Source organism: Streptomyces sp. NPDC054961 (assembly GCF_053609145.1).
Genome location: NZ_JBSGWY010000066.1, coordinates 3,815 through 26,594, shown reverse-complemented (window position 1 = coordinate 26,594; position 22,780 = coordinate 3,815). Strand labels below are relative to the sequence as shown.

Sequence of the window (22,780 nt, the reverse complement as noted above, 5' to 3'; positions counted from 1 at the left end):
TCCCTGCGGCACAGCACAGCAAAACACCCACGCCCCAGGCGTGGGCAAGGGAACTTCCGAACCACGACAGCTGACGCAGACGCTACACGCCCACACGCCCTGTCACCATGGGAAACGAGCCATGTGTCACATCCCGGCCCGCAAGCGCGGGAGTCGCGGGGCGGGGGACGCTCGCGCACCGCATCGGCCTGCGGGCGAGGAGCGGGCGCGCCTGACGGGAAATCACGACAATTCCGTAGTTTTCGGACTAGATTTCCCGCGACCGACACTTCTGGGCAAGGGGCACCGTGGAGTCCGCGCAGCGCAGGCCCGCCCCGACGGACCCGTCCCGGCCCGCTGCCGCCCCGGTACGAGCCCTTCCACGAGGTGCGCCATGACCCCTGCAGACACCGACACCCGCAACCCCGCCGCCGGAACCCCGCCGACGGCCAAGCTCACCCTGCTGACGCTCACCGCGATGGTCGTCGGCTCCATGGTCGGGGCCGGGGTGTTCTCCCTGCCGCGGCGGTTCGCCCAGGAGACCGGCGTCGCGGGCGCCCTGATCGCCTGGGCGGTCGCCGGCGTCGGCATGCTGATGCTCGCCTTCGTCTTCCAGACCCTCGCGGTGCGGCGACCGGACCTGGACGCCGGCGTCTACGCGTACGCGAAGGCCGGTTTCGGCGAGTACCTCGGCTTCTTCTCGGCCTTCGGCTACTGGGCCAGCGCCTGCGTCGGGAACGTGACCTACTGGGTGCTGATCATGTCGACGATCGGCGCGATCGCACCGGCTCTCGGCGACGGGGACACCCCGCTCGCCATCGTGCTGTCCTCCGTGGGGCTCTGGGGGTTCTTCCTCCTCATCCGCCGGGGCGTGAAGGAGGCGGCCGCGATCAACAGGATCGTGACGGTCGCCAAGATCGTTCCGATCATCGTCTTCATCATCCTGGCGCTGGTCTACTTCGATCCGTCCGTGTTCGCGGACAACTTCGCGGGCGCCGACTACGCCGGCTCACTGTTCAACCAGGTCCGCGGCACCATGCTGGCCACGGTGTTCGTCTTCCTCGGCGTCGAGGGCGCGAGCGTGTACTCGCGCCACGCCAAGCGGCGGGAGGACGTCGGGCGGGCCACGGTCCTGGGCTTCCTGAGCGTCTTCGCGATCTTCGCCTCGGTGACCATCGTGTCGTACGGCATCCTGCCGATGAGCGAGATCGCCGAGCTCCGGCAGCCCTCCATGGCCGGTGTGCTGGAAGCGGCGGTCGGCACCTGGGGCAACGTCTTCGTCAGTGTCGGCCTCATCGTCTCCGTCCTCGGCGCCTATCTGGCCTGGACGCTGATGGCCGCCGAGGTGCTGTTCGTCGCCGCCAACGACAAGGACATGCCCCGCTTCCTCGGCCGCAGCACCGGAGACGACGTTCCGGCACCGGCCCTGCTGATGACCACGGCGCTCAGCCAGGTCGTCCTGATCGTCACCGCCTTCTCCGACGACGCCTTCAACTTCGCCCTCGACCTGACGAGTGCGCTGAGCCTGATCCCCTTCCTCCTGGCCGCCGCGTTCGCCGTGAAGATCGCGCTCAGACCACGGGCCGAGCACGCGGTGGGCCGCAGCACCCGGCACGAACTGGCCGTGGGCGTCCTCGCCACCCTCTACACGGCCTTCCTGCTGTTCGCGGCCGGCCTGAAGTTCGTTCTCGTCTCCTTCATCCTCTACGCGCCGGCCACCTTCCTGTTCGTCAAGGCCCGCCGCGAGCAGAACCGGCGCCTGTTCTCCCCCGCAGAGGCCGTCATGTGCGCCGTGTCCATCGCCGGGGCCGTCGCCGGTGTCGTCGCGCTCGCCACCGGCTGGATCGAGCTCTGACCCCGACCGCGCGCCGCACCCGCCGCTCCACCGGAAAGGCTGACCATGAGCACCAGTGAGACCAGCTCCCCCACCCCGTCCGCGTTCGGCGTCCACTCCGAGGTCGGACGCCTGCGCAAGGTCCTCGTGTGCGCGCCCGGCCTCGCGCACCGCAGGCTCACCCCCAGCAATTCCGACGACCTGCTCTTCGACGACGTCATGTGGGTGGAGAACGCCCAGCGCGACCATGCCGACTTCGTCAACAAACTCACCCAGCGGGGCGTCGAGGTCGTCGAACTGCACGAGCTGCTGGCCGAGACCATGGCCGTCCCCGGGGCCAGGCAATGGCTCCTCGACCGGAAGATCGTCCCCAACGAGGTCGGCCTCGGCCTCGTCGACGACACCCGCGCGTTCCTCGAATCCCTGACCCCCCGCGAGCTCAGCGAGTTCCTCATCGGCGGACTGTCCACCACGGACCTGCCCGACGCGTTCCGCTCCGGTTACGTGACGCTGGCCCGCGAGGGCGTCGGCGCCCGCGAGTACCTCATGCCGCCCCTGCCGAACACGCTCTACACCCGCGACACCACGTGCTGGCTCTACGGCGGCGTCACCCTCAACCCGCTGTACTGGCCCGCGCGGCACGGCGAGACCCTCCTCATGAAGGCGGTCTACGCCTTCCACCCCGACTTCAAGAACTCCACCGTGTGGTGGGGCGACCCCGAACAGGACTGGGGCCAGGCCACTTTCGAGGGCGGCGACATCATGCCCGTCGGCAACGGGGTGGTTCTCATGGGCATGAGCGAGCGCACCTCCCGGCAGGCCATCACCCAGGTCGCCGCCTCACTGTTCGAGAACGGAGCGGCGCAGCACGTGATCGTCGCCGGCATGCCGAAGCTGCGCGCGGCCATGCACCTCGACACGGTGTTCACCTTCGCCGACCGCGACATCGTCACGCTCTACCCGAAGATCATGGATGCCGTCCACACGTTCTCCCTGCGCCCCGGGGACAAGGCGCCGGGCGTGGACATCACCGACGAGGGCGCCACCCCGTTCGTCGACGTGATCGCCAAGGGCCTCGGCCTGCCCCGGCTGCGGGTGATCGAGACTGGCGGCGACGTCTACGCGTCGGAGCGCCAGCAGTGGGACAGCGGGAACAACGCGGTCGCCCTCGAGCCCGGCGTCGTCTTCACCTACGACCGCAACACCCAGACCAACACCCTTCTGCGCAAGGCGGGAGTGGAGGTCATCACCATCGTCGGCGCCGAACTGGGCCGTGGCCGCGGCGGCGGCCACTGCATGACCTGCCCCCTGATCCGGGACGCGGTCGACTTCTGACGCGCTCACGCCCGTCGCGCTCACGCCCGTCGCCTTCGCGCCGGTGCACGCGTTCGCGCCCGTCGCGCTCGCCCGGGGCCCGCTCCACGACGCGGCGGCCCCCGGGTCCGCCGTCGACCGCAGGGGCCCGTCCCGCCCCCTGCCCTCAGTAGCGCTGGGCCTTGGAGAGCCGGGGAGTGAGCGGCGGCTGCTCCGGGGCGCGGCTGATGACCAGGGGCTGGGCCCGAGCGCCGGGCGCGAGGTCCTCGGCCCCGGTGAACTGGGTCTCCACCACCTTGCCCGACGCGTCGACGAAGTCGACCTGGACCGCGTAGGAGGCCTTCGCGTCCGTCATGTTGGTGATGCTGACGACGACGGTGAGCAGCCCGCTCGTCTCGGCCCGGGGCTTGCCGGTCATCGAGACCTCGCTCAGGGCGTTCCCCCTGCCGTCGACGTCCTTCAGCGCGTTCTGGGCGGCCTGCCGGGACCGTTCGACCTCGGCACCGATCGAAGCCTTGCGCGACGCCTCCCGCGCGGAGACCGAAGCCGCCGCGGACGACGCCGAGGCCTGCGCGGACGCGATCATCGCCTCCGCCTCGGAGGCCATGAGCGAGGGAAGGGCGCCGGAGAAGGACGCCGTGTCGGGCGGTGAGGGCCGGTCGCTGAACGGCGCCCTGCCGGTCTGCTCGCCGTCCGTGCCGCACGCCACGAGGACGCCCGCGCCGAGCGCGGTGAGGACGACGGCGGCGGCGGCCTGGGCCGCTCGTACGCGCAGGGTGGTCACCTGGGAACCCTCCTCGATGTGCGGTGCGCGCGCGGCCGCCACGGGGGGGGTCGGACACGTGCACCTCCGGATGTCACTCCCGCTGCCGGTCGGCGCGTGGCCGTCCGGCCACGCGGGGCCACGGAGTGAAATCCTCGCCGCACATGCTCCCGTTCGCGACTCGGCGACGGGAGGCGCGAGCCCATCCGGCTCACCTCGGCCGCCGGGTACGCGAGCGGGGCGATCGTGCGCACGATCGCCCCGCCGTCGTCACGTGGTGCCCGAGTCCGCCGGCCCGCGCGCGTCCGTCAGGCGCACCGGACCCGGGCGGATGCTCAGCAGGTGACGGTGACCTCGTGGACCACCGGATTGGCCCCGTAGGGGTACGAGGCCACGCCGAAGGTGCCGCGAACGGTCGCACCGCAGGGGACGGTGTCGGCGGTTCCCCTGACCTCGACGTTCGAGGCGGTGAAGAGGACCCGCGCGTACTGCGTCCGGGGCGCGGCGACGCCGACGACCTCCACCGACAGGTTGGTGAGCAGCTCCTTCGGGGCGGGTGCCGGGCTGCCCGGGGAGGGCGGGCCGGCCAGTCCGACCTTCCCGTAGAACTCGACGGTGGTCCCCGTGATCTCGGCGCACACCCGCGTGGCCAGGCCCGCCTGGAGGCGCGAGTCCCCGCAGGAGGTGACGGTCTCGGTCGCATCGGCCGGCAGGACGGCGGCGTGGGCAGGGGCGATCGCGTAGACGGCCAGACCTGCGGCGCTGGCCGCGAGCAGAGCTATGCGGTTCATCGGGTGTCGTCCTCCTCGTGTGGAGCACCGTCCAAGGGCTCTTGGCGCTGGTGCGTATGACATGTGATATTTCACATGTCATACGAACACAGGATGTTCGGAATCTGAACTGCCCCTGGACGCACCACGGCAGTTCGGAGGAGCGGATCGCGGTCAGGTCTGACACTGCCTCGTGGCGGCCGGAGACCAGCCGCTCCAGGCGGCACCGTCGGCCCGGGCGTGTACGCGGATCTCCACCTTCACCGGGCCGCACACCCGGGTCGTGCTTCCCACGGCGAGGGGGTCGAGGGCCGCGCCGGCCGGGACGTAGGTGCGGCCACTGCCCACCTTCTCCCAGTGACCACCGTCGACGACGCGGAAGAACGCCTCGTAGGAGACGTTCAGCCCCTTCGTGCCCGTGTTGCGCGCCTTGATGTACGCCGTGATCTCCCGCGTGGGGAACCTGCCGGCCGATCCCCGCTCGGCACTGATGCAGCCGTTGACGGCCACCCGGCCGGTCGACACGCCGCCGCCGCACGCGACGGCTGCGGCGTGCGCGGGGACCGGAAAGGCCAGCAGGGTCAGCGCGGCCGCGCCCAGGATCGTTCCGGTACGCCTCGAGTCCATGGTTCCGTCCCCTCTTCGATGCCGGTGCTCTCGGAGAGACCATGGCGCGCTTCGGGGGACGTGGAGCACCCTCTCCCGGTGATTTCGCCCGAACGGGTGCGGTCGAAGGGGGAAGCGGTCGCACGGCGGGCACGGCCGCCGACGCTCTCGTGACGGTGTCGACGGACGAGGTGGAGGACCGCTCCGGTCAGGGGTGCGCCGCCGTGGCCGTGTCGACGTCGGGGTGGATGGGGAAGACCTGGTCGAGACCGACGATGCGCAGGATGCGGGCCGTGTGCTCGGGGACCGCCGCCAGGGCGATGTCCGCTCGGGCGGTCACGGCGCGGTTGCGGGCGACGAGGAGGGCGGTGATACCGCTGGAGTCGCAGAACTGCATACGCGAGAGGTCCATGACGAGCCGCTGGCCCGATCGCAGGCTGAGGGTTTCCAGGGTTTGCCGCAGGCGGGGAGCCTCGTCGTAGTCGAGGTCGCCCTCGAGCTCGAGCACGGGTCCGGTCGCGGCCTCGCGGAGGGTGATCGTCAAGGTGCTCATGTCAGCTCGTGCCCTCCCGGACGGAGACGGGGTGGGTGACGCCGAGGGCGAGGAGGGCGGTGTCGTCGTCCAGTCCCTCTCCGAAGCCGGCGAGCAGCTTGCGGAGGGCGGCGACCAGCCCGTGCGGCCCGCCCTGGGCGTGGCCGGCGGCGAAGGAGCGCAGGGCGTCCTCCCCGTAGAGCTCGCGGCGCGCACCGATCCGGGCCTCGGTGAGGCCGTCGGTGTAGAGGAGGAGGGTGTCGCCGGGTCGCAGTGCGGTCCCGGCGGAGACGAATTGCGGATCGGGCAGGATGCCGACGAGGAGGCCGCCGGGGGTGGGAAGGTATTCGGCCCGCCCTTCGGCGCGCAGGACGAGAGCGGGCGGATGGCCGCCCGACGCGAGGCGCACGGTCGTGGCGCCGGTGGCGGCGTCGGGTTCCAGGACCCCGAAGATCGCGGTGCAGTACCGCGGGTCCTCGCCCGTGAACCGCTCGTGGAGCACGGTGTTCAGGGTGGCCAGCGCTGCCGCGGGGTCGGCGTCGTGGAGGGCCGCGGCGCGCAGGGTGTAGCGCGCCAGGGAGGTCACGGCCGCGGCCTGGGGACCCTTGCCGCAGACGTCTCCGAGGAAGAACGCCCAGCGCTTGCCGTCCAGCGGGAACAGGTCGTAGAAGTCGCCGCCGAGCCGGTCCACGGACGCCGTGTGGTAGTGGGAGGCCACCTCCATGCCCGGTACCGCGGGCAGCGTCGCGGGCAGCAGGCTCTGCTGGAGTACCGAGAGGGCCTCGCGCAGCCGCTCCCGGTCGGCTTCGGCCCGGCGCCGGGTCTCTTCCGCCGCCTTGCGCTCGCGGAGCAGTTCGTTCTCGTAGGCGCGGCGTTGTCGTGCGTCGAAGACGGTCGTGCGGATCAGCATCGGTTCGCCGTCGCCGCTCGTCTTCACCCTGGAGGAGACCAGGACCGGAAGCCGTCTGCCGTCGGACGTCCTGAGCTCCAGCGCGATCTCGCCGATCTCTCCCTGCATGCGCAGCAGCGGGGCGAAGTGCGTCTCGTGGTAGAGCTTGCCCCCGACCGTGAGCAGATCGGTGAAGCGTTTGCGGCCCACGACTTCCCCGCGCGTGAGGCCGAGCCAGCCGAGGAGGGTTTCGTTGACCTTCGCGATGGTGCCGTCCATCAGGGTGGACAGGTAGCCGCAGGGCGCCGACTCGTAGAGCTCCTCGACGGTGTCCTCCAACAGGGTGGAGAACACGGCATCGGTGGCCGCCTCTTCGCTCTCGGGCCGCTCCGGGTTCTGGGCGGTGCGGCACATCACCGCGGGTTCCGGACGAACGCCCTGATGGCTGATGCGGTGGCCTCGGGGGCGCTCAACTGGGGGCAGTGGCCCGTCGCGTCGAGGGTGACCAGGCGGCTGTGCGCGATGGCCGCGTGGACGTAGGCGCCGACCTCGCGCGGTGCGATCGCGTCCTGGGTGCATTCCAGCACCAGCGTGGGCACGGCCACCGACTTCAGGTCATCGCGGCTGTCGGAGAGGAACGTGGTACGGGCGAAGACGCGGGCCATGGCGGGGTCGGTCGCGCAGAAGCTGTTGGTCAGCTCCTCTCCCAGCTCCGGACGCTCCGCATTGCCCATGATCACGGGCGCCATGGCCGCAGACCAGCCGAGGTAGTTCGACTCGAGGGACTCGAGCAGTTCGTCGATGTCCTCGGCGCTGAAGCCTCCGCGGTAGGTGCCGTCGTCGATGTAGCACGGTGAAGGCCCGACCATGACCAAGGAGGAGAGCCGCTCGGGGGCCCCCGCCGCCGCGAGGACCCCGATCATGGAGCTGACCGAGTGCCCGACGAACGAGACGTCCCGCAGGTCCAGGGCCTCGCAGATCTCGATCACGTCGCGGGCGTATCCGTCGAGCGACGCGTACCGCTCGTCGCTCCAGGCGGCCGGATCGGAGCCGCCCGACCCCACGTAGTCGAACAGGACCACCTGGAACTCCTCGGCCAGCGCGGGCGCCACCAGGCGCCACATGTTCTGATCGCAGCCGAACCCGTGCGCCAGCATCACCACCGGCCTGCCGGTGGATCCGATGACCTTCACGTTGTTCCTGCGGAGGAAGTCCATCCCGCCATCCTGCCATCCGGACGGCGCCCGGCGCCCGGCGCGGACGGTCAGAGCCTGGTGGCTTCGTGGACCTCGTGAAGGTGGACGAGGACGTCGTAGGCCCGGCCGATCGCGAGGGTGGGGAGCGGGTCCTTCCTGAAGGACGAACCGGCTTCGTAGACGGGCCGGGGAACGTCCAGCCAGGCACGGCCCACGGGCGGCAGGGTGCGCAGGTCGAGGTAGTAGTCGCGGAGGCGGACCCGGTCGAGGGTGTACTCGTGCATGTCGGGGGTGGCCGCGGGGACGGTGACCTTGTCCCAGGCCCCGCCGAGGGCGGCGGCGGTGAGGAAGGACCCCCGGTCGAAGGTGAAACCGATGGCGGCATACTTCCCGCCCAGCGCGTCGCGGAGGAAGACGCCTTGTGTCGTGGGGTACATCACGGGGTCGCTGGACAGGTAGCCCACGTGCCCGTTGTGCGCCGACAGCAGCATCCTGTCGCCGGTGCGCCGCTGCCACCAGACGGTGTTGTCGGCCATGACCCGGTCGCGCAGGTGCTCCGCGGCGGACACGGACTGCGGATCGGACAGGTCGAGGGAGGTGAAGGCGAAGGTCTGGGCGATGTTGCGGGCGTGCTGTTCGGCCCACTCGTAGGCGTCACCGCCGCGGCCCTTGTTCGCCATGACCAGGTCGAGGGCCCGCTGGGCGACGACGGCGTTGTCGCGCCGTTCGGCGAGGGGCTTGCGCAGGTAGGCGAAGACGTCGTCGAGGGGCCGCAGGCCCGCGTACAGGCTCTCGAGGGGCGCGAGGTCCTGGGGGTGGCTCGCCCGGACGTATGAGGTGACCCGGTCGAAGACGGCGTCACCGAGCTTCGGCGCTCCGACGTCGTTGCCCATGAAGTGGACCTTCCGGCCCGGGTGCCGGTCGTTGTACTGCCGCATCCAGCCGATGAGGCCGGCGAACTCCTCGCGCTCCCAGGGGGATCCGGCCAGGGTCTCCTTGGCGACCTGCCGGGCGGTGCCGGCGCCGCCCTGGAGGTACTCGTCGATCCGCAGGCCGGCCGTCCAGCTCATCTCGAGGGCGAAGGTGGTGAAGCCCTTCTCCTCGACGAGATGGCGGAACACGCGTTCCTTCATGGCGAAGAACTCGTGCGAGCCGTGGGTGGCCTCGCCCAGTCCGACCACCTTGGCGTCGCCGATCATGGCTGTCAGCGCCCGCAGGTCGGTGGTGCGGCCGCCGGGTTCCGTCGACCGCAGCGGGTGGGCGGCGCGCTCCAGCGCGCGGAGCGCCTCGGCCTGGCCGCCGTTGGTCACGGCGGGGGCGGGCGCGGCCGAGGCCGCCGGGGCCAGCAGGACGCCGGCCGCGAGCCCGGCCGATGCGGCGAGCAGTCTGCGTCGTCCGAAGGCCTGCTTGTACGCGGTCATGCTGGTTGCTCCTCGGTTCGCTGTGCACTGGGCGAAACGATCATGTCCCGCGGCGGCAGCGCCCCGCACTGCGGTCCTCCTCCGGCTTGCCGGGGGGATAACCCCCCGGTCCGTCCGCCGGGTGACCAGGGCTGTTCGGACGGTGAACGGCCCGTTCCGCCCCGGCCGCACCGGCTCCCGCACCGCACTGTTCGGCCAGGGGTAAAACCATGGTGCTCCCCCCGCCCGTGGAGGACCGTCGGTATGCGCGGGAGCGACCGATGGAGGAGCCCCCGCCGTGACGAGGAGGGGAAACAGGCATGTACGTGCGCAAGCTCTTCGCGGTGGTTGCCGCCACGGCCGCTCTACTGGGAGGCATCTCCCTGGGCGGGTCGGCCTCGGCCGCGGCCCAGCCGTCCGCCTACGGCCGACAGGCTCGTGCGGCAGGGCTGACCGGGGCCCAGGCTGGCCGGCTCCAGAACGAGGTCGACGCCTACCTCGCCGATCACGCCGGGACCCGGCAGATGTCGGCGAACAGACTCGCCACCGAGTTCGGCACGGTGACGCTCGCCGCGCCGGGCCAGACGGAGGCCCGGGACCTCGCCGCCCCTGGTGTCGCGCTGGCGTGCGGCAACGGCCACCTCTGCATCACGGACGGCCGGGGCACCGCCTACGACTACTACTACTGCGGGCTGTACGGCTTCGGCGGGTCCGGCATCGGTTCGTTCAACAACAACCAGACCTGGGGCACCACGGCTTGGTTCTACAACTCCGACGGCTCCGTCCGCTTCTACCACACCGCGAAGGGCAGCAGCGGCGGAGTGGACTGGACTCCCGTCTACTCCATCAGGCCGTGCTGACCCGCCTGACGCCCGCCCCGCACTGCTGAAGGAGCCCCTGCCCTCGGGCGGGGGCTCCGCGCCGTCCTCGCCGATGGCCGGACCGCGGCGCGGGGCGGCACGGGTGACGGTTCGCCACCTCCGTTCACGTGGAGTCCGACGGCCGCGCCGCCGAGGCCCGGTACTGCCCCGGGGTCGTGCCGAACTCTCGGCTGAAGGCATGGGAAAGGGCGTACGGGGTGCTGTAGCCGACGCGGCGGGCGACGGCCGCCAGGGGGTCGGTGGTAGCGCGGAGCAGGGTCGCGGCGAAGGTCAGGCGCCACCAGGTGAGGTAGGCCATCGGCGGACGGCCGACGAGGGCGGTGAAGCGGCGCGCCAGGGTGGCGCGGGACACGCCCGCCTCGGCCGCGAGCAGCTCGTTGGTCCACGGGGCGGCCAGGTCCGAGTGCAGGGCCCGGAGGGCGGCGGCCGCCACCGGGTCGCCCAGAACCGCCGGCCAGGTGCCGCTCCCCCGGGCGGCCCAGGAGCGGATCATGTAGACGAGGAGGAGGTCCAGCAGGCTGGGCACCGCGATGCAGGAACCGGGCCCCTGTGTGCCGAGTTCATGTCCCAACAGGTCTACGGCGGCGCGCAGTTCGGCGTGGGCTCCCCTGCGGTTGGGGAGATGGACGACCTCCGGCAGTTCCGCCATGAGCGGGTGCGTGCGGCTGCGGTCGAGCCGGTACTTGCCGCAGAGCATCTCCACGTCACCGGGGGCGACGTGGGGCCGGCGCGGCGCGTCCCCGGCGAGCCAGTGCTCGAAGGACACCGCCCGCCCCACGGTGGCCGCATCGGCGGGGGCGTCGGCGATCACGTGCCCGGTTCCGTGGGGCAGCAGCACCACGTCGCCGGCTCCGAGCAGGAGGGCGGAGCCGCCGTCGGGCAGCAGCCAGCAACTGCCCTCCAGCACCACGTGGAAGCCCGCGCCGTCGTACGGAGGGAGCCGCACGCACCATGTCCCGCCCACCCTGACCCTCTGGGAGGAAGGGCTCCCGATGCGTATCGCCGAGACTGCGTCACTCACCACGTCCATCGCGTCAGCGTACCCGTGGCATCGAGCGTGAGACGGACGCGTATGCACGTGAGCCGAGCGGGCATTGAGCGGCTCATCCACCCTCCCTAGAGTCGAGGTCATGACGAGCGAGAGCAAGCAGAGCATGAGGTTCGGCGACGTCGAGGTCATCCGAGTCGTCGAGTGGCAGGAGGCGTTCGCCCCGGCGCGCACCCTGGTTCCGGCCTCCGGCTCCGAGGTGTGGAAGAGCAACGAGGACTGGCTGGCACCCGACCACTGGGAGCCGGACAGCGACAGGGCGGTGGTGACGTTGCAGACCTGGGTGCTGCGCAGCGGCGGACGGACGGTTCTGGTCGACACCGGCGTCGGAAACGGCCGGGAGCGGCCCGGCTCGCCGCAGTTCCATCACCGGCAGGGCGATTTCCTGGGTGGGCTCGCGCGGGCCGGTGTCCGGCCTCAGGACGTCGACGTCGTCGTCAACACCCACGTCCACGGTGATCACGTCGGCTGGAACACGGTCGGCGGGGAGGCCGGGTGGGAGCCGACGTTCCCCAACGCCCAGTACCTCATACCGGCCGCGGACGACTTCCACTTCGGTCCGGACAACGCGTACGGGAACGGCCTCAGGGAGGACGACCGGCTGATCTACGAGGACAGCATCGCGCCCGTCCACCGGGCCGGGCAGTCCGTCGTGTGGGACGGCGCCCACCGCATCGACGAACACCTCACCCTGGAGTCCGCGCCCGGCCACACGCCGGGCTCGTCCGTACTGCGGCTCGCTTCGGGGGGCGACCGGGCGGTCTTCGTCGGCGATCTTCTGCACAGCCCGGTGCAGATCCTCGACCCCTCCTGCAACAGCTGCTTCTGCCTGGACGCGGACCGGGCAGCGGCCAGCCGCCGCCGGATCCTCGAACGAGCGGCCACCGGGCGGGAGTTGGTCATTCCGGCGCACTTCGGCGGCTCGGGCGCCGTGGAAGTCCGGCGCGAGGGGGGCGGGTTCACCCTCGGGCGGTGGGCGGCCTGACGGCGCCCGCAAGTGCTTCCGATCCGCAGGAGGGTCGTCCGCGGCGGGAACGGCGGCGGCGTACGCGAACGCGTCGTCGAGCCGTTCTCGCGGCGCGGACCGGGCCCGACGGGCGGAGGGGCAGGGGTCCGGCAGCGCCCTGCCCCGTTCCCCTCCCGCCCGTCGTGCTCACGCGCAGATCCGGCGGCTCCTCAGGAGACCGTCACCGAGGAGTCCCGCAGGGTGACGTTGGCGTGGCTCTCCTGGAAGCTCTGGTCCGAGACCAGGGTCAGCCGGGCCGTGGACTGGAACTCCGGCAGGGTGGTGGAGCCACAGGAGACCATCGTGGTCTTGAGCTTGGCGATGGTCAGGGCGAGGCCTTCGTTGAGGTCGCCCGCGTAGGGCACGTAGCCGTCGACGCCCTCCTCGAAGAGCAGCCCCTGGCCTCCCTGGCCGTAACGCTGCCAGTTGCGGGCCCGGTTCGAGCCCTCGCCCCAGTACTCCTTCACGAAGCCGTCACGGGTGGGCAGCTTCGCGCCGGCCGCCTGGTCGAAGCGCGCGAAGTAGCGCCCCATCATGACGAAGTCGGCGCCCATCGCCAGCGCCAGGGCCACGTGGTAGTCGTGCACCAGGCCGCCGTCGGAGCAGATCGGCACGTACTCGCCGGTGCGTTCGCGGAAGGCGTCCCGGGCGGCCGCGACGTCCAGCACGGCGCTGGCCTGGCCGCGGCCGATCCCCTTCTGGTCCCGGGTGATGCAGATGGAGCCGCCGCCCACGCCGACCTTGACGAAGTCCGCGCCCGCCTCGGCGAGGAAGGTGAACGCCTCGCCGTCGACCACGTTGCCGCCGCCGACCGGGATCTCCGGGTAGTGCTTCTTCACCCAGGACAGGGCCTGCGCCTGCCAGTCGCTGTAGCCGTCGGAGGAGTCGAAGCACACCGCGTCCACGCCTGCCTCGAGCAGGGCCGGGACGCGCTCCTGATAGTCGTGGGTGTTGATGCCCGCGCCCACGCGCAGACGCTTGGCGGCGTCCACGACCTGGTTCGGGAAGCGCTTGTTGTCCGCGTAGTCGGAACGGAACACCAGGTGCTGCAGACGGCCCTCGGCGTCCAGCACCGGGAGGCAGTCCAGCCGTTCGTCCCACAGTCGCGCGTTCGCCTCGGACAGCGTGATGTCGGGTCCGGCATGGGCCAGGTCGGCGACGGGGGCCATGCGGCCACTGACCGGTCCGTCCAGATCATGACGCTGGGGGTGGAAGTCCCGGGAGGTCACCAGGCCGATCAGCCGGCCCGTGGCGGTCCCGTCGTGGGTGACCGCGGCGGTGCTGTGACCGGTGCGGCGCATGACCTCGACCAGGAGGCCCAGGCTGTCGTCGGGGCGGACGTTGGTGTCGCTGGTGACGAACCCGGCCTTGAAGTTCTTCACCTGGCGGACCGCCGCGGCCTGGTCCGCGATCGGCTGGTTGTGGTGCAGGAAGCTGAATCCGCCGTTGCGCGCGAGCGCGATGGCGAGTTCGGGGGTGCTGACGGCCTGCATGATCGCCGAGGTGAACGGGGACTGCAGCTCGATCGCCGACGCCTCGCCCGCGATGTGCCGGACCAGCGGCGTGCGCAGGTCGACCGTCGCGGCCGAGGTATCGGTCCGCGTCCGGTTCGGCAGGAGCAGAAACTCGTTGAACGTCCTTGAGACTTCGGCGATGACCTGTGCCACTCGTTCCTCCTGACCCGTCGGCCGGGGCCCGACTGCCCCGCCGTGAGGACCGCCCCCGTATGCCCGGCCGGGCAGGCAGGATCAGCGCGGCAGCCGTGGAGGTGCCACCCCTGCGGCAGAGCCCTGGCAGGCCCCCGGGGCGAACGAGGTGCGGTCTTGACCTGGCACCTTAGCCACTGACGCGGCCGCTGCACGAATCGTGGCCCTCGACGGCAACCGCCGCGCTCGGACGGCCACTTCGGGTCCTCGGCCCGGCGGGGCGCTCGTACGCCCCTTTCGTACGGCAGGGCCGGTCCGACCCCGGCCGTACCGGGCAGGCGATCGCCCGTAGACGCCGGCGACCATGGCGGGGATCGCGAAGACCGCCGCCCACGCCGAGATGCGCCGCATGTCGTCGTTCTGCCAGGTACCCACCCGGGCCTGCTGCGCGTCGAGGACCGGGTTCAGCAGCTCGTCCAGGGTCCGCACCTCGATGTCCGTGCGGTGCAGGTGGTCGGCCACGTCGCGGACGTACGGCGCGCTGTGAACCCGGTGGTCCTCCTCACCGGGCCCGCTCAGGAGACCCTGCACCACCGGGACGAGCGGGTGCACCGCGTCGCGGAACTCCCGCACCTCTCGCTTCAGCGAGTAGATCGCCCGCGTGCGGTCGACGCGCGAGGTGCACGGCGTCCTCGACGGCCAACGGGTGCAGGCCCAGCTCCTCCGCGAGCTGGACCAAGTTCGGCCTCGGACGGATCGGCGAGCCGCACCCGGGCGAACTCACCGTCGCGCAGGCCGCGGAGCTCTGTGAGGGCGAGCCGGCAGGCCTCGTCCGGCATTCGCACTCCACGGGCTCCGAGCGGCCCGCCGTGTCGTACAGAACGCATTCCACCTCCCGCGCATGCGCCGAAAGCCGGAGTTCATGCGCGCGGCGCGGTTCAGGTGCGGGGCAGCCGGGTGGCGGTCTCGAGGTAGAAGGCGTCGATGCTCTGGACGGCGCGCTCGAACTCCTCCAGGTTGACGGGCTTGGTCACGTACGCGTTCGCGTGGCTGCTGTAGGCCCCCGTGACGTCGTCCGGGGCGGCCGAGGTGGTGAGGACCACGACGGGGATGGTCTGGAACTCCTCGTCCGCCTTCAGGATCTTCAGGAGGTCCCGGCCGTTCATGCGGGGCATGTTGAGGTCGAGCACGATCAGGTCGGGGCGCACGCTCTCGGGGTTGCGCAGGTGTTCCAGGGCGGCGACTCCGTCGGTGACCTGGACCAGGTTGCGGGCCCCGCGGTCGGAGAGCGCCTCTTCGATGAGCATGGCGTCGGCCATGTCGTCCTCGACGAGCAGGACGTCGAAGGCGCGGGCGGGGGTGGTCATCATCGGATGCTCCGTGGGTACTTCGTCGGTGTGAGTGAAGAGCCCCGGCCAGCGGCGCCGGGCGCCCTGGCGGGTCATGCCGCAGGCGGCGCCGATCTGCGGATAGCCGGCGCCCGCCCGCGCCGCCGCCACGGCCGCTTCCTGCTGGAGGCGTGCGGTTGCCCGCTGGAGCTGGTCCAGCAGGTGCAGGAGGGTCAGGGCCTGTGCGGGACCCGCGTCCCGTGGAGGTGAGGCTTCGGCCAGTAGTTGGAGGGCAAGGTTCCGTGCGAGGGACCCGACCGCCGCGTCCGCGACGGCGGCCGTTTCCGGCGGGGTGGTCCGCAGTACGAAGTTCTTGCCAGGCATACCGGGAACCTTAGGCCCTGATCCAACCCCACGACAACAAGAGTTGTCGGACACCCTTTACAGTGGCCGGTGCCCACGTATGTTGCATGCGGCGATCACAGCGGAGGGGTAGACCGTATGAGCCCGGACACGAGACCTCGTGCGCGGCAGTTTCCCATCTGGACGACCCGACGCTGGCTGCGGGTCGGGGTGGCCGTGTCACTGACGGTGCTCGCCCTCCTCGGGCTGACGGGAGCGTGGGTCCTGGGCCGGACGGCAACCCTCAGTGACGACCTCGTGGACGTGAAGTCCCCCGCGCTGAGCACCTCGTTCCGCCTCGAGTCGGCGCTGCTCAACCAGGAGACCGGCATCCGCGGCTACGGGCTCACCGGGACGTCCGACTTCCTCACGCCGTACCAGCAGGGGCTCAAGGACCAGGCGACCCACACCGCGCGGCTCGAGGAGCTGCTCCACGGCGACGCGGCCGGCCTGAGGGACCTGGCGGCCGTACAGGACGCCATCGAGACCTGGCAGGAGAGGATCGCCCGCCCGGTCGCCGCGGCGCCCGCCGGGACGCCCTCGGTGTTGACCAGCGAGCGCGCCGCCGAGGGCAAGCAGACCTTCGACGCGGTGCGCGGCGCCCTGAGCGGCCAGCAGGAGCAGCTGCGGGCGGACCGGGCCCGGGCCGTGGAGGATCTCTCGGCCACGATGGGGCTGCGCAACGGGGTCTTCACCGCGATCGCGCTGGTGATCGTCGCCCTCACGGTGCTGGTCTTCGAGGCCCTGCGCCGTGGCATCACCGAGCCCCTGGACCAGCTCGGGGCGGACGCCCGCATCATCGCCGGCGGTGATTTCGATCACCCCATCATCACCACCGGGCCCGCTGACCTGCGGCGCCTCAGCGGCGAGATCGACTTCATGCGGCGACGCCTCGTGCGGGAGCTGGCGTTCACCGAGGAGGCCCGCCTGCGCCTCGACACGCAGGCGGCGGACCTCCAGCGGTCGAACGCCGAGCTGGAGCAGTTCGCGTACGTGGCCTCGCACGACCTCCAGGAGCCGCTGCGCAAGGTCTCCAGCTTCACCCAGCTCCTCCAGCGCCGCTACGGCGGCCAGCTCGACGCCCGGGCCGACCAGTACATCGACTACGCGGTCGACGGCGCCAACCGCATGCAGATCCTCATCAACGACCTCCTCGACTTCTCCCGCGTGGGCCGCGTCCACTCCGAGCTCCAGCACCTCGACCTCGGTCCCGTACTGGACCGGACCCTGTCCGCCCTCAGCGTGAGCATCGAGGAGACGGGGGCGGTGATCACCCACGACCCGTTGCCGACCCTGGCCGGCGATCCCACACAGATGGGCATGCTGTGGCAGAACCTGATCGGCAACGCGATCAAGTTCCACCGCCCCGATGAGACGCCGCGGGTGCACGTGACCGCGGTCCCGGAGGGGGAGCTGTGGCGGTTCACCGTCACCGACAACGGGATCGGCATCGCACCCGAGTACGCCGAGAAGGTGTTCGTCATCTTCCAGCGGCTGCACACCAAGGACGCCTACGACGGCAGCGGCATCGGACTGGCGATGTGCAAGAAGATCGTCGAGTTCCACGGCGGCACCATCGAGGTCGACCCCGAGTTCCGCGACGGGGCCCGCATCACGTTCACCCTGGCCTCCGAGCCCCCCAGGGCCGCGGACCTCACCGATCTGCCGCAGGCGACCCGCGCCGACCTGGAGCCGACGCCGTGACCGCGCGCATGAGCACCTCCGCCTCCCCGCCGGCGCCGGCGCCCGTACCGGCGCCCGCGGCCGCGGCGGACGTCTCCGGCGGACCCGCGCCGGCTCCGCTCTACCGCATCCTCCTCATCGAGGACGACGAGGCGGACGCCCTACTCGTCGAGGAGCTCCTCCACGACACGGGGCTGCGGTTCGAGCTGACCACCAGGACGACCCTCGCGGGGGCCCGCACCGAGCTCGCCACCCGGGCGATCGACTGCATCCTGCTGGATCTGCACCTGCCCGACGTCTCCGGCACCGAGGCGATCGCCGCCATCAGGGAGCCGGCCCCGCACACCGCCGTGATCGTCCTCACCGGCCTGTCCGAGCGGCAGGCCGGAGCCGAGGCGATGACCGCCGGCGCCCAGGACTACCTCGTCAAGGGCAAGGTCGAAGCCGACCTCCTGCACCGCACGATCCGCTACGCCGTCTACCGGAGCCGGACCGAACGCGCGGGCGCCGATGCCCAGAAGGCCCGTCTGCGCGCCGAGGAGAACGCCCGCCTGGAACGGGGACTGCTCCCCCAGCCCCTGCTCGACACCTCCACCGTCACGGTGACCAGCCGCTACCTGCCGGGGGCCGAAATGGCCCTGCTGGGTGGTGACTTCCTCGACGTGGTCGAGAGCGACGACGGACTGCTGCACGCCGTCGTCGGCGATGTCAGCGGACACGGCCCCGACGCCGCCGCCCTCGGCGTCTGCCTGCGCATCGCCTGGCGCTCACTCATCCTCGCCGGACACCGCGGCCCCCGCCTGCTGCACCTCATGGAACGCATCCTGATCGCCGAACGCGGCCCCCAGCCGCTGTTCGCCACCTGCACCCTCCTCACCCTCGACCAGAAGGCCGCCACCGCCACCCTCCACCTCGCCGGCCACCACGAACCCCTCCTGACCACCGCCGAGGGGACCGAGGAACTCGCCGCCTCGCACGGCATGGCCCTGGGCATAGCCCCGAAGCTCGGTACCTGGCCCGCCACGGTGGTCCCGCTGCCCGCCTCCGGAGCCCTGACCCTCTACACTGACGGGCTCACCGAAGGGCACGACGGCGCGAACACCGCGCGCCTCGGCGTCGAAGGACTCCTCGCGCTGATCCGCGACCTGCCGCCGACCGACCCGGCCACCCACGTCGACCGCCTCATCGAGGAGGCCCAGGCACGCAACGCGGGCCGTCACACCGACGACCTCGCCGTCCTGCGCCTCGACTGGAACCACGCATGACCCCGCGCACCGCCGGCGCGGGCCGGCCCGCGCCGGCCCCGGCCCCGGCCCCGTCGTAACCCGGCCCGTCACCGCCGGAGCCGCGGGCGCAGGGCCCCGGGGCGGGTGATCGCGTCCGGAGCGGGGGCGGGGCGGCGGGCTTGCGCGGCGGGGGCGGCTGTCTCATAGTCCGAGGTATGGACGCGCGCGAGACGGCGCTGCGCCAGGCATACGGGCACGCCGTCCACTGGCTGGCGAGCCTGTCCGACCGCCGGGTTCCCGCCCGCGCCTCGGTGGACGAGATCGTGCGCGCGCTCGGTGCCGAACTGCCCGACGGCCCCAGTGCGCCCGCCGACGTCGTCGACCTGCTGGCCACGGCCTGCGAGCCGGGGCTCACCGCGTTTCCCGGCGGCCGCTTCTACGGGTTCGTGGTCGGCGGGAGCGAACCGGCCGCGCTGGCCGCGGACTGGCTGGTCAGCGCCTGGGACCAGAACTGCGTGATGCGCGCCGCCTCGCCCGCTTACGCGGCGGCGGAAGAGGTTGCCGGCGCGTGGCTCCTCGACCTGCTCGGTCTGCCGGGAGAAAGCGCCGTCGGCTTCACCACCGGTGCCACGATGGCGAATTTCACCTGCCTCGCCGCCGGGCGGGACGCGGTGCTGCGGCGGGCCGGCTGGAACGTCGCCCGCGACGGGCTGGCGGGCGGACCGGCGGTACGCGTCCTCGCCGGCGAGCACCGCCACATGGCCATCGACCTGGCGCTGCGCTACCTGGGGCTCGGCACGCCCGAACTGGTGCCGGCGGACGGTCAAGGACGCATCGTGCCCGGGGCCCTGCGGCACGCCCTGGCGGCCGGCGGGCAGCGCCCCACCGTCGTGGTCCTCCAGGCCGGGGACATCCATTCGGGCGCCTTCGACCCCTTCGCCGAGACGGTCCGCGCCGCGCGCGGGGCGGGCGCCTGGGTGCACGTCGACGGCGCGTTCGGGCTGTGGGCTGCCGCCTCCCCGGCCTACGCACACCTGACGGCGGGCTGCACGGACGCCGATTCCTGGGCGACGGACGCCCACAAGACGCTGAACGTCCCCTACGACTGCGGCCTCGCCATCGTGCGCGACCCCCTCGCGGTCCGCGCGGCGATGGGCCTGCGCGGCGACTACCTCATCCAGGACGAGCTCGGGGACCCGGTCGACAAGGTCCCCGAGCTCTCCCGGCGCGGCAGAGCCTTCACGGTGTGGGCCGCGCTCCGGTCCCTGGGCCGATCGGGCGTGGCCGACCTCGTCGAGCGGCTGTGCCGCCACGCCTCCGCGTTCGCCGCCGGCATTGCCCGGATCGACGGCGCGAGGGTCCTCAACGACGTGGTGTTCACCCAGGTCTGCGCCGAGTTCGGCTCCGACGAACGTACCGAACGGGTGCTGACGCGGCTGCTCGCCGACGGCACGGCGTGGATCAGCGGCTCCACCTGGCACGGCCGGCGCGTCCTGCGCATCTCCGTGAGCAACTGGTCGACGACCGACGAGGACGTGACGCGCACGCTCGAGGCGGTGCGGCGTGCCTGTGACGGCCCCTGAGAACCGCTACTGGGGCCGTGTGGCGATCTGGATCAGGTTGCCGCAGGTGTCGTCGAAGACGGCGGTCGTCACGGGGCCCATGTCCAGGGGCGTCTGGATGAAGCGGACGCCGAGGGCGCGCAGGCGTTCGTACTCCGCCCTGACGTCCTGGACGGCGAACTGGGCGAGCGGGATGCCGTCCCTGACGAGCGCGTCGCGGTAGGGCTTGACGGCCGGGTGGCCGGCGGGCTCGAGGAGGAGTTCGGTGCCGCCGGGCTCTTCGGGCGAGACGACGGTCAGCCACCGGTCCTTCTCGCCCACCGGGACGTCGTACTTCTTCACGAAGCCGAGGATCTCGGTGTAGAAGTGCAGGGCCTTGGCCTGGTCGTCGACGAAGACGCTGGTCAGATGGATGCGCATGAGGTGCTCTTCTCCGGTTCGGACGGGTCGGTGTCTCGTCTCGCGCCGCGGCCCTCAGGGTGCCGGGCGAAAGGAACTGGTCGTGTCGTGCCCGTCGCCGGGCGGGTTCCCGGCCGGCGCGCGGGCGGTGACCAGGCCCGATTCGTAGGCCGCGATGACCGCCTGGGCACGGTCGCGCACGGCGAGCTTGTCGAAGATGCTGGTGATGTAGTTCTTGACCGTCGAGACGCTGATGTCCAGGGCGCCGGAGATCGCGGTGTTGTCGAGGCCGGTGGCCATCAGGCGCCACACCTCCACCTCGCGCGGGGTGAGCTCGCCCAGGCCGGTGGCGGCCGGCCGGGGACCGGCGGGGACCCGCACGTACGCGGAGATCAGCCGGGTGAGCAGGCGCGGTGCGACGACGGCCTCGCCGGCGTGCACGGTACGGATCGCCGCGCTCAGCTCCTCCGGCGAGCTGTCCTTGGGGAGGAAACCGTAGGCGCCGGCGCGCAGGGCGCCCACGACGTACTCGTCGAGGTCGAAGGTGCTCAGGGCCAGGACCCGGCAGCCGGGCACCGCGACGGCCAGTTCCGCGGTCGCGTCGACCCCGTCCAGGACGGGCATGCGGATGTCCATCACCGCCACGTCCGGGCGCAGTTCGCGGGCGAGGGTGACGGCGTGCGCGCCGTTCTCGGCCTCTCCCACCACCTCGAGGGACGGGTCCGGGGAGAGGATCAGCGACAGGCCGCGGCGGACCAGCGGCTGGTCGTCCACGATCAGCACCCTGATCTTCGGCCGCGTCGGTCCGGGCCCGGTCATCGGTGTGCTCCCTCGTGCTCGACGACCGCCTCGGCCGCTTCTTCCTCGGTCAGCGGCAGGTCGGCCACCACGGCGAACCCGCCGTCGGGCTGGGGGCCGGTGGTGAGGGTACCTCCGTGCAGGGCGACGCGCTCGCGCATCCCGACGAGGCCGTAACCGCCCGGACCCGCGGCCGGCGCCCCCTCCTGCGGGGGTGTGCCCCCTCCGTCGTCCCGCACCTCGACCGTGATCCGCTCCGGGTGGTACGTCAGTCGTACGGACGCGCGGGCGGGGCCCGCGTATTTGCGGGCGTTGGTGAGGGCTTCCTGGGCGATCCTGAACACCGTGAGGCCGACGGTGGGCGGCAGCGGACGCTCGGCCCCGCGGACGACGAGTTCGGTCGGCAGTCCGGCGAGGCGGGACTCGGCCACCAGGCGCTCGAGGTCGGCGGTACCGGGCTGGGGCAGCGGCGGCCCGGTCTCCGGTTCGTCGCCGGCCCGCAGCACGTCGAGGAGCTGGCGCATCTCGCGCAGCGCGAGCCGGCCGGAGGCCTCCAAGGTGACCAGGGCGTCCTGGACCACGTCCGGCCGGGCGAGGTTGGCCCGGGCTCCGGCGGCCATCAGCTGCATGGTCGTGATGTGGTGGGCCACGATGTCGTGCAGCTCCCTCGCGATGCGACGGCGCTCGTCGGCCACCGCACGGTCGGCGAGGAGCCTGCGGTTGGCCGTCACCTCCCGCTGCCAGCGGTTGACCACCATGGCACAGCCCACGACGATCAAGGTGGACAGGGGCGGCCCCAACGCCTCCTGCCAGGTCAGCATCCGGTCGATGCTCTGACTCAGCAGCATCAGGGACACCGTGGCGAGGGCGGCGAACACCGTCACCCGGCCGGGGCGGGCCCTGGCGACCGAGTACAGGGAGATCACCAGGACGGCACCGAAGTGGGTGGGCAGCGGTACGATCACGGCCGCCGTCACGTCGAGTGCCAGGACGGCGGCGAACGCCGACGCCGGATGGCTGCGCCGGGCGAGCAGCGGCACGGCCGCCAGCGCGACGAGGAGGAACCCGGCCACGCTCACCTCGTGCTGCCCGGCCGGGTCGTTGAAGAGCGCGTAGCTGAGCAGGTTCATCGCGCAGGCCCCGCCGGTCACCAGCGCGTCGTTACGGGTCCACGGCGGCTCGCCACGGTCCGTGCGCGGCGACTTCCGGCCATCGCCGGGCCCGGTGCGTCGGCTCCTCAGCATGTCTTTTCTCCCCTTCGTCCGGCCTCCCGGCCCCGGGAAAGGGTTGCACAGCGGCCGGCGCGGCAACCGCACCGGCAGCACCGGCGGCGGCGGTGCACGGCCCCGTCCCGGACGCGAAACCAGGACCCGAACACGGAGGAAACGGGGCGATACAGGACCAACTTCAAGGCCCGGGGGGCGCGCCCCGGGGGGGCGGGGGGGGCGGGGGGGGGGGGCGGCGCCCCCGGGGGGGCGGGGCGCGAGCGCGGTCGCGGGCACGCGCACACAGACGGGG

21 protein-coding genes are annotated in these 22,780 nt (G+C 72.0%); 7 read left to right on the top strand and 14 right to left on the bottom strand.

Annotated elements, in window-relative coordinates; all coding sequences use genetic code 11:
* The first annotated feature begins 373 nt into the window (after window positions 1-373).
* Complete coding sequence (locus ACWF9Z_RS34665; protein WP_453609327.1) at window positions 374-1,834, top strand: basic amino acid/polyamine antiporter; 1,461 nt, start codon at window positions 374-376, stop codon at window positions 1,832-1,834.
* Window positions 1,835-1,879: 45 nt separating this feature from the next.
* Complete coding sequence (locus ACWF9Z_RS34660) at window positions 1,880-3,148, top strand: arginine deiminase (RefSeq protein WP_453609324.1); 1,269 nt, start codon at window positions 1,880-1,882, stop codon at window positions 3,146-3,148.
* A gap of 145 nt (window positions 3,149-3,293) precedes the next feature.
* Here ACWF9Z_RS34660 and ACWF9Z_RS34655 read toward each other — a convergent pair whose 3' ends face one another.
* From ACWF9Z_RS34655 to ACWF9Z_RS34625, 7 genes are all read right to left on the bottom strand, one after another.
* Window positions 3,294-3,911, bottom strand: a complete 618-nt coding sequence (locus tag ACWF9Z_RS34655) for a hypothetical protein (protein WP_453609321.1) — start codon at window positions 3,909-3,911, stop codon at window positions 3,294-3,296.
* Window positions 3,912-4,225: 314 nt separating this feature from the next.
* Window positions 4,226-4,681: a hypothetical protein gene (locus ACWF9Z_RS34650; protein ID WP_453609319.1), complete on the bottom strand. Its 456-nt coding sequence runs from the start codon at window positions 4,679-4,681 to the stop codon at window positions 4,226-4,228.
* A 153-nt stretch (window positions 4,682-4,834) separates the two neighbouring features.
* Window positions 4,835-5,287, bottom strand: a complete 453-nt coding sequence (locus tag ACWF9Z_RS34645; RefSeq protein ID WP_453609317.1) for a hypothetical protein — start codon at window positions 5,285-5,287, stop codon at window positions 4,835-4,837.
* A gap of 187 nt (window positions 5,288-5,474) precedes the next feature.
* Window positions 5,475-5,819, bottom strand: coding sequence for an STAS domain-containing protein (locus tag ACWF9Z_RS34640; RefSeq protein ID WP_453609315.1), 345 nt, complete (start codon window positions 5,817-5,819; stop codon window positions 5,475-5,477).
* A gap of 1 nt (window position 5,820) precedes the next feature.
* Entirely contained in the window at window positions 5,821-7,101 is a 1,281-nt protein-coding gene (locus ACWF9Z_RS34635; protein WP_453609312.1) for a PP2C family protein-serine/threonine phosphatase, read from the bottom strand.
* The gene (locus ACWF9Z_RS34630; protein ID WP_453609310.1) at window positions 7,101-7,904 is read right to left on the bottom strand and encodes an alpha/beta fold hydrolase; all 804 of its coding nucleotides are present in this window, start codon (window positions 7,902-7,904) and stop codon (window positions 7,101-7,103) included. Before ACWF9Z_RS34630 ends, ACWF9Z_RS34635 begins: the two co-directional genes overlap by 1 nt.
* A gap of 47 nt (window positions 7,905-7,951) precedes the next feature.
* Window positions 7,952-9,304: an erythromycin esterase family protein gene (locus tag ACWF9Z_RS34625; RefSeq protein WP_453609308.1), complete on the bottom strand. Its 1,353-nt coding sequence runs from the start codon at window positions 9,302-9,304 to the stop codon at window positions 7,952-7,954.
* A gap of 299 nt (window positions 9,305-9,603) precedes the next feature.
* Here ACWF9Z_RS34625 and ACWF9Z_RS34620 point away from each other — a divergent pair, with 299 nt between their 5' ends.
* Window positions 9,604-10,143 carry a hypothetical protein gene (locus ACWF9Z_RS34620; RefSeq protein ID WP_453609306.1) on the top strand — a complete coding sequence of 180 codons (540 nt, stop codon included), beginning with the start codon at window positions 9,604-9,606 and terminating at the stop codon, window positions 10,141-10,143.
* Between the two features lie 124 nt (window positions 10,144-10,267).
* On the opposite strand, the gene ACWF9Z_RS34615 is transcribed toward ACWF9Z_RS34620, so the two are convergent.
* Window positions 10,268-11,194 (bottom strand): AraC family transcriptional regulator, encoded by a 927-nt coding sequence (locus tag ACWF9Z_RS34615; protein ID WP_453609305.1) that lies wholly within the window; start codon window positions 11,192-11,194, stop codon window positions 10,268-10,270.
* A gap of 100 nt (window positions 11,195-11,294) precedes the next feature.
* On the opposite strand from ACWF9Z_RS34615, the gene ACWF9Z_RS34610 reads away from it, so the two are divergent.
* Entirely contained in the window at window positions 11,295-12,197 is a 903-nt protein-coding gene (locus tag ACWF9Z_RS34610) for an MBL fold metallo-hydrolase (RefSeq protein ID WP_453609303.1), read from the top strand.
* 191 nt (window positions 12,198-12,388) lie between these two features.
* Here the strand turns inward: ACWF9Z_RS34610 and ACWF9Z_RS34605 are convergent, their stop codons facing one another.
* The 3 genes from ACWF9Z_RS34605 to ACWF9Z_RS34595 form a co-directional block, all read right to left on the bottom strand.
* A complete protein-coding gene (locus tag ACWF9Z_RS34605) occupies window positions 12,389-13,885 on the bottom strand; it encodes an IMP dehydrogenase (RefSeq protein ID WP_453609302.1) in 1,497 nt (498 codons plus the stop codon).
* 81 nt (window positions 13,886-13,966) lie between these two features.
* The gene (locus tag ACWF9Z_RS34600; RefSeq protein ID WP_453609329.1) at window positions 13,967-14,476 is read right to left on the bottom strand and encodes a CorA family divalent cation transporter; all 510 of its coding nucleotides are present in this window, start codon (window positions 14,474-14,476) and stop codon (window positions 13,967-13,969) included.
* A 326-nt stretch (window positions 14,477-14,802) separates the two neighbouring features.
* Window positions 14,803-15,576 carry a response regulator gene (locus tag ACWF9Z_RS34595; RefSeq protein WP_453609300.1) on the bottom strand — a complete coding sequence of 258 codons (774 nt, stop codon included), beginning with the start codon at window positions 15,574-15,576 and terminating at the stop codon, window positions 14,803-14,805.
* A 117-nt stretch (window positions 15,577-15,693) separates the two neighbouring features.
* Between ACWF9Z_RS34595 and ACWF9Z_RS34590 the strand changes: the two genes are divergently transcribed.
* From ACWF9Z_RS34590 to ACWF9Z_RS34580, 3 genes are all read left to right on the top strand, one after another.
* Complete coding sequence (locus tag ACWF9Z_RS34590; protein WP_453609298.1) at window positions 15,694-17,298, top strand: sensor histidine kinase; 1,605 nt, start codon at window positions 15,694-15,696, stop codon at window positions 17,296-17,298.
* Window positions 17,295-18,542, top strand: coding sequence for a PP2C family protein-serine/threonine phosphatase (locus ACWF9Z_RS34585; RefSeq protein ID WP_453609295.1), 1,248 nt, complete (start codon window positions 17,295-17,297; stop codon window positions 18,540-18,542). The genes ACWF9Z_RS34590 and ACWF9Z_RS34585 overlap by 4 nt, the downstream gene beginning before the upstream one ends.
* 176 nt (window positions 18,543-18,718) lie before the next feature.
* On the top strand, window positions 18,719-20,086 hold the full coding sequence (locus tag ACWF9Z_RS34580) for a pyridoxal phosphate-dependent decarboxylase family protein (RefSeq protein ID WP_453609292.1): 1,368 nt from the start codon (window positions 18,719-18,721) through the stop codon (window positions 20,084-20,086).
* A 6-nt stretch (window positions 20,087-20,092) separates the two neighbouring features.
* Here ACWF9Z_RS34580 and ACWF9Z_RS34575 read toward each other — a convergent pair whose 3' ends face one another.
* Genes ACWF9Z_RS34575 through ACWF9Z_RS34565 form a run of 3 tightly spaced genes read right to left on the bottom strand, consistent with a single transcriptional unit; the run spans window position 20,093 to window position 22,506 of the window.
* On the bottom strand, window positions 20,093-20,485 hold the full coding sequence (locus ACWF9Z_RS34575; RefSeq protein ID WP_453609290.1) for a VOC family protein: 393 nt from the start codon (window positions 20,483-20,485) through the stop codon (window positions 20,093-20,095).
* Between the two features lie 54 nt (window positions 20,486-20,539).
* On the bottom strand, window positions 20,540-21,283 hold the full coding sequence (locus ACWF9Z_RS34570; RefSeq protein ID WP_453609287.1) for a response regulator: 744 nt from the start codon (window positions 21,281-21,283) through the stop codon (window positions 20,540-20,542).
* Window positions 21,280-22,506, bottom strand: coding sequence for a sensor histidine kinase (locus ACWF9Z_RS34565; protein ID WP_453609285.1), 1,227 nt, complete (start codon window positions 22,504-22,506; stop codon window positions 21,280-21,282). The genes ACWF9Z_RS34570 and ACWF9Z_RS34565 overlap by 4 nt, the downstream gene beginning before the upstream one ends.
* Between the last annotated feature and the right edge of the window lie 274 nt (window positions 22,507-22,780).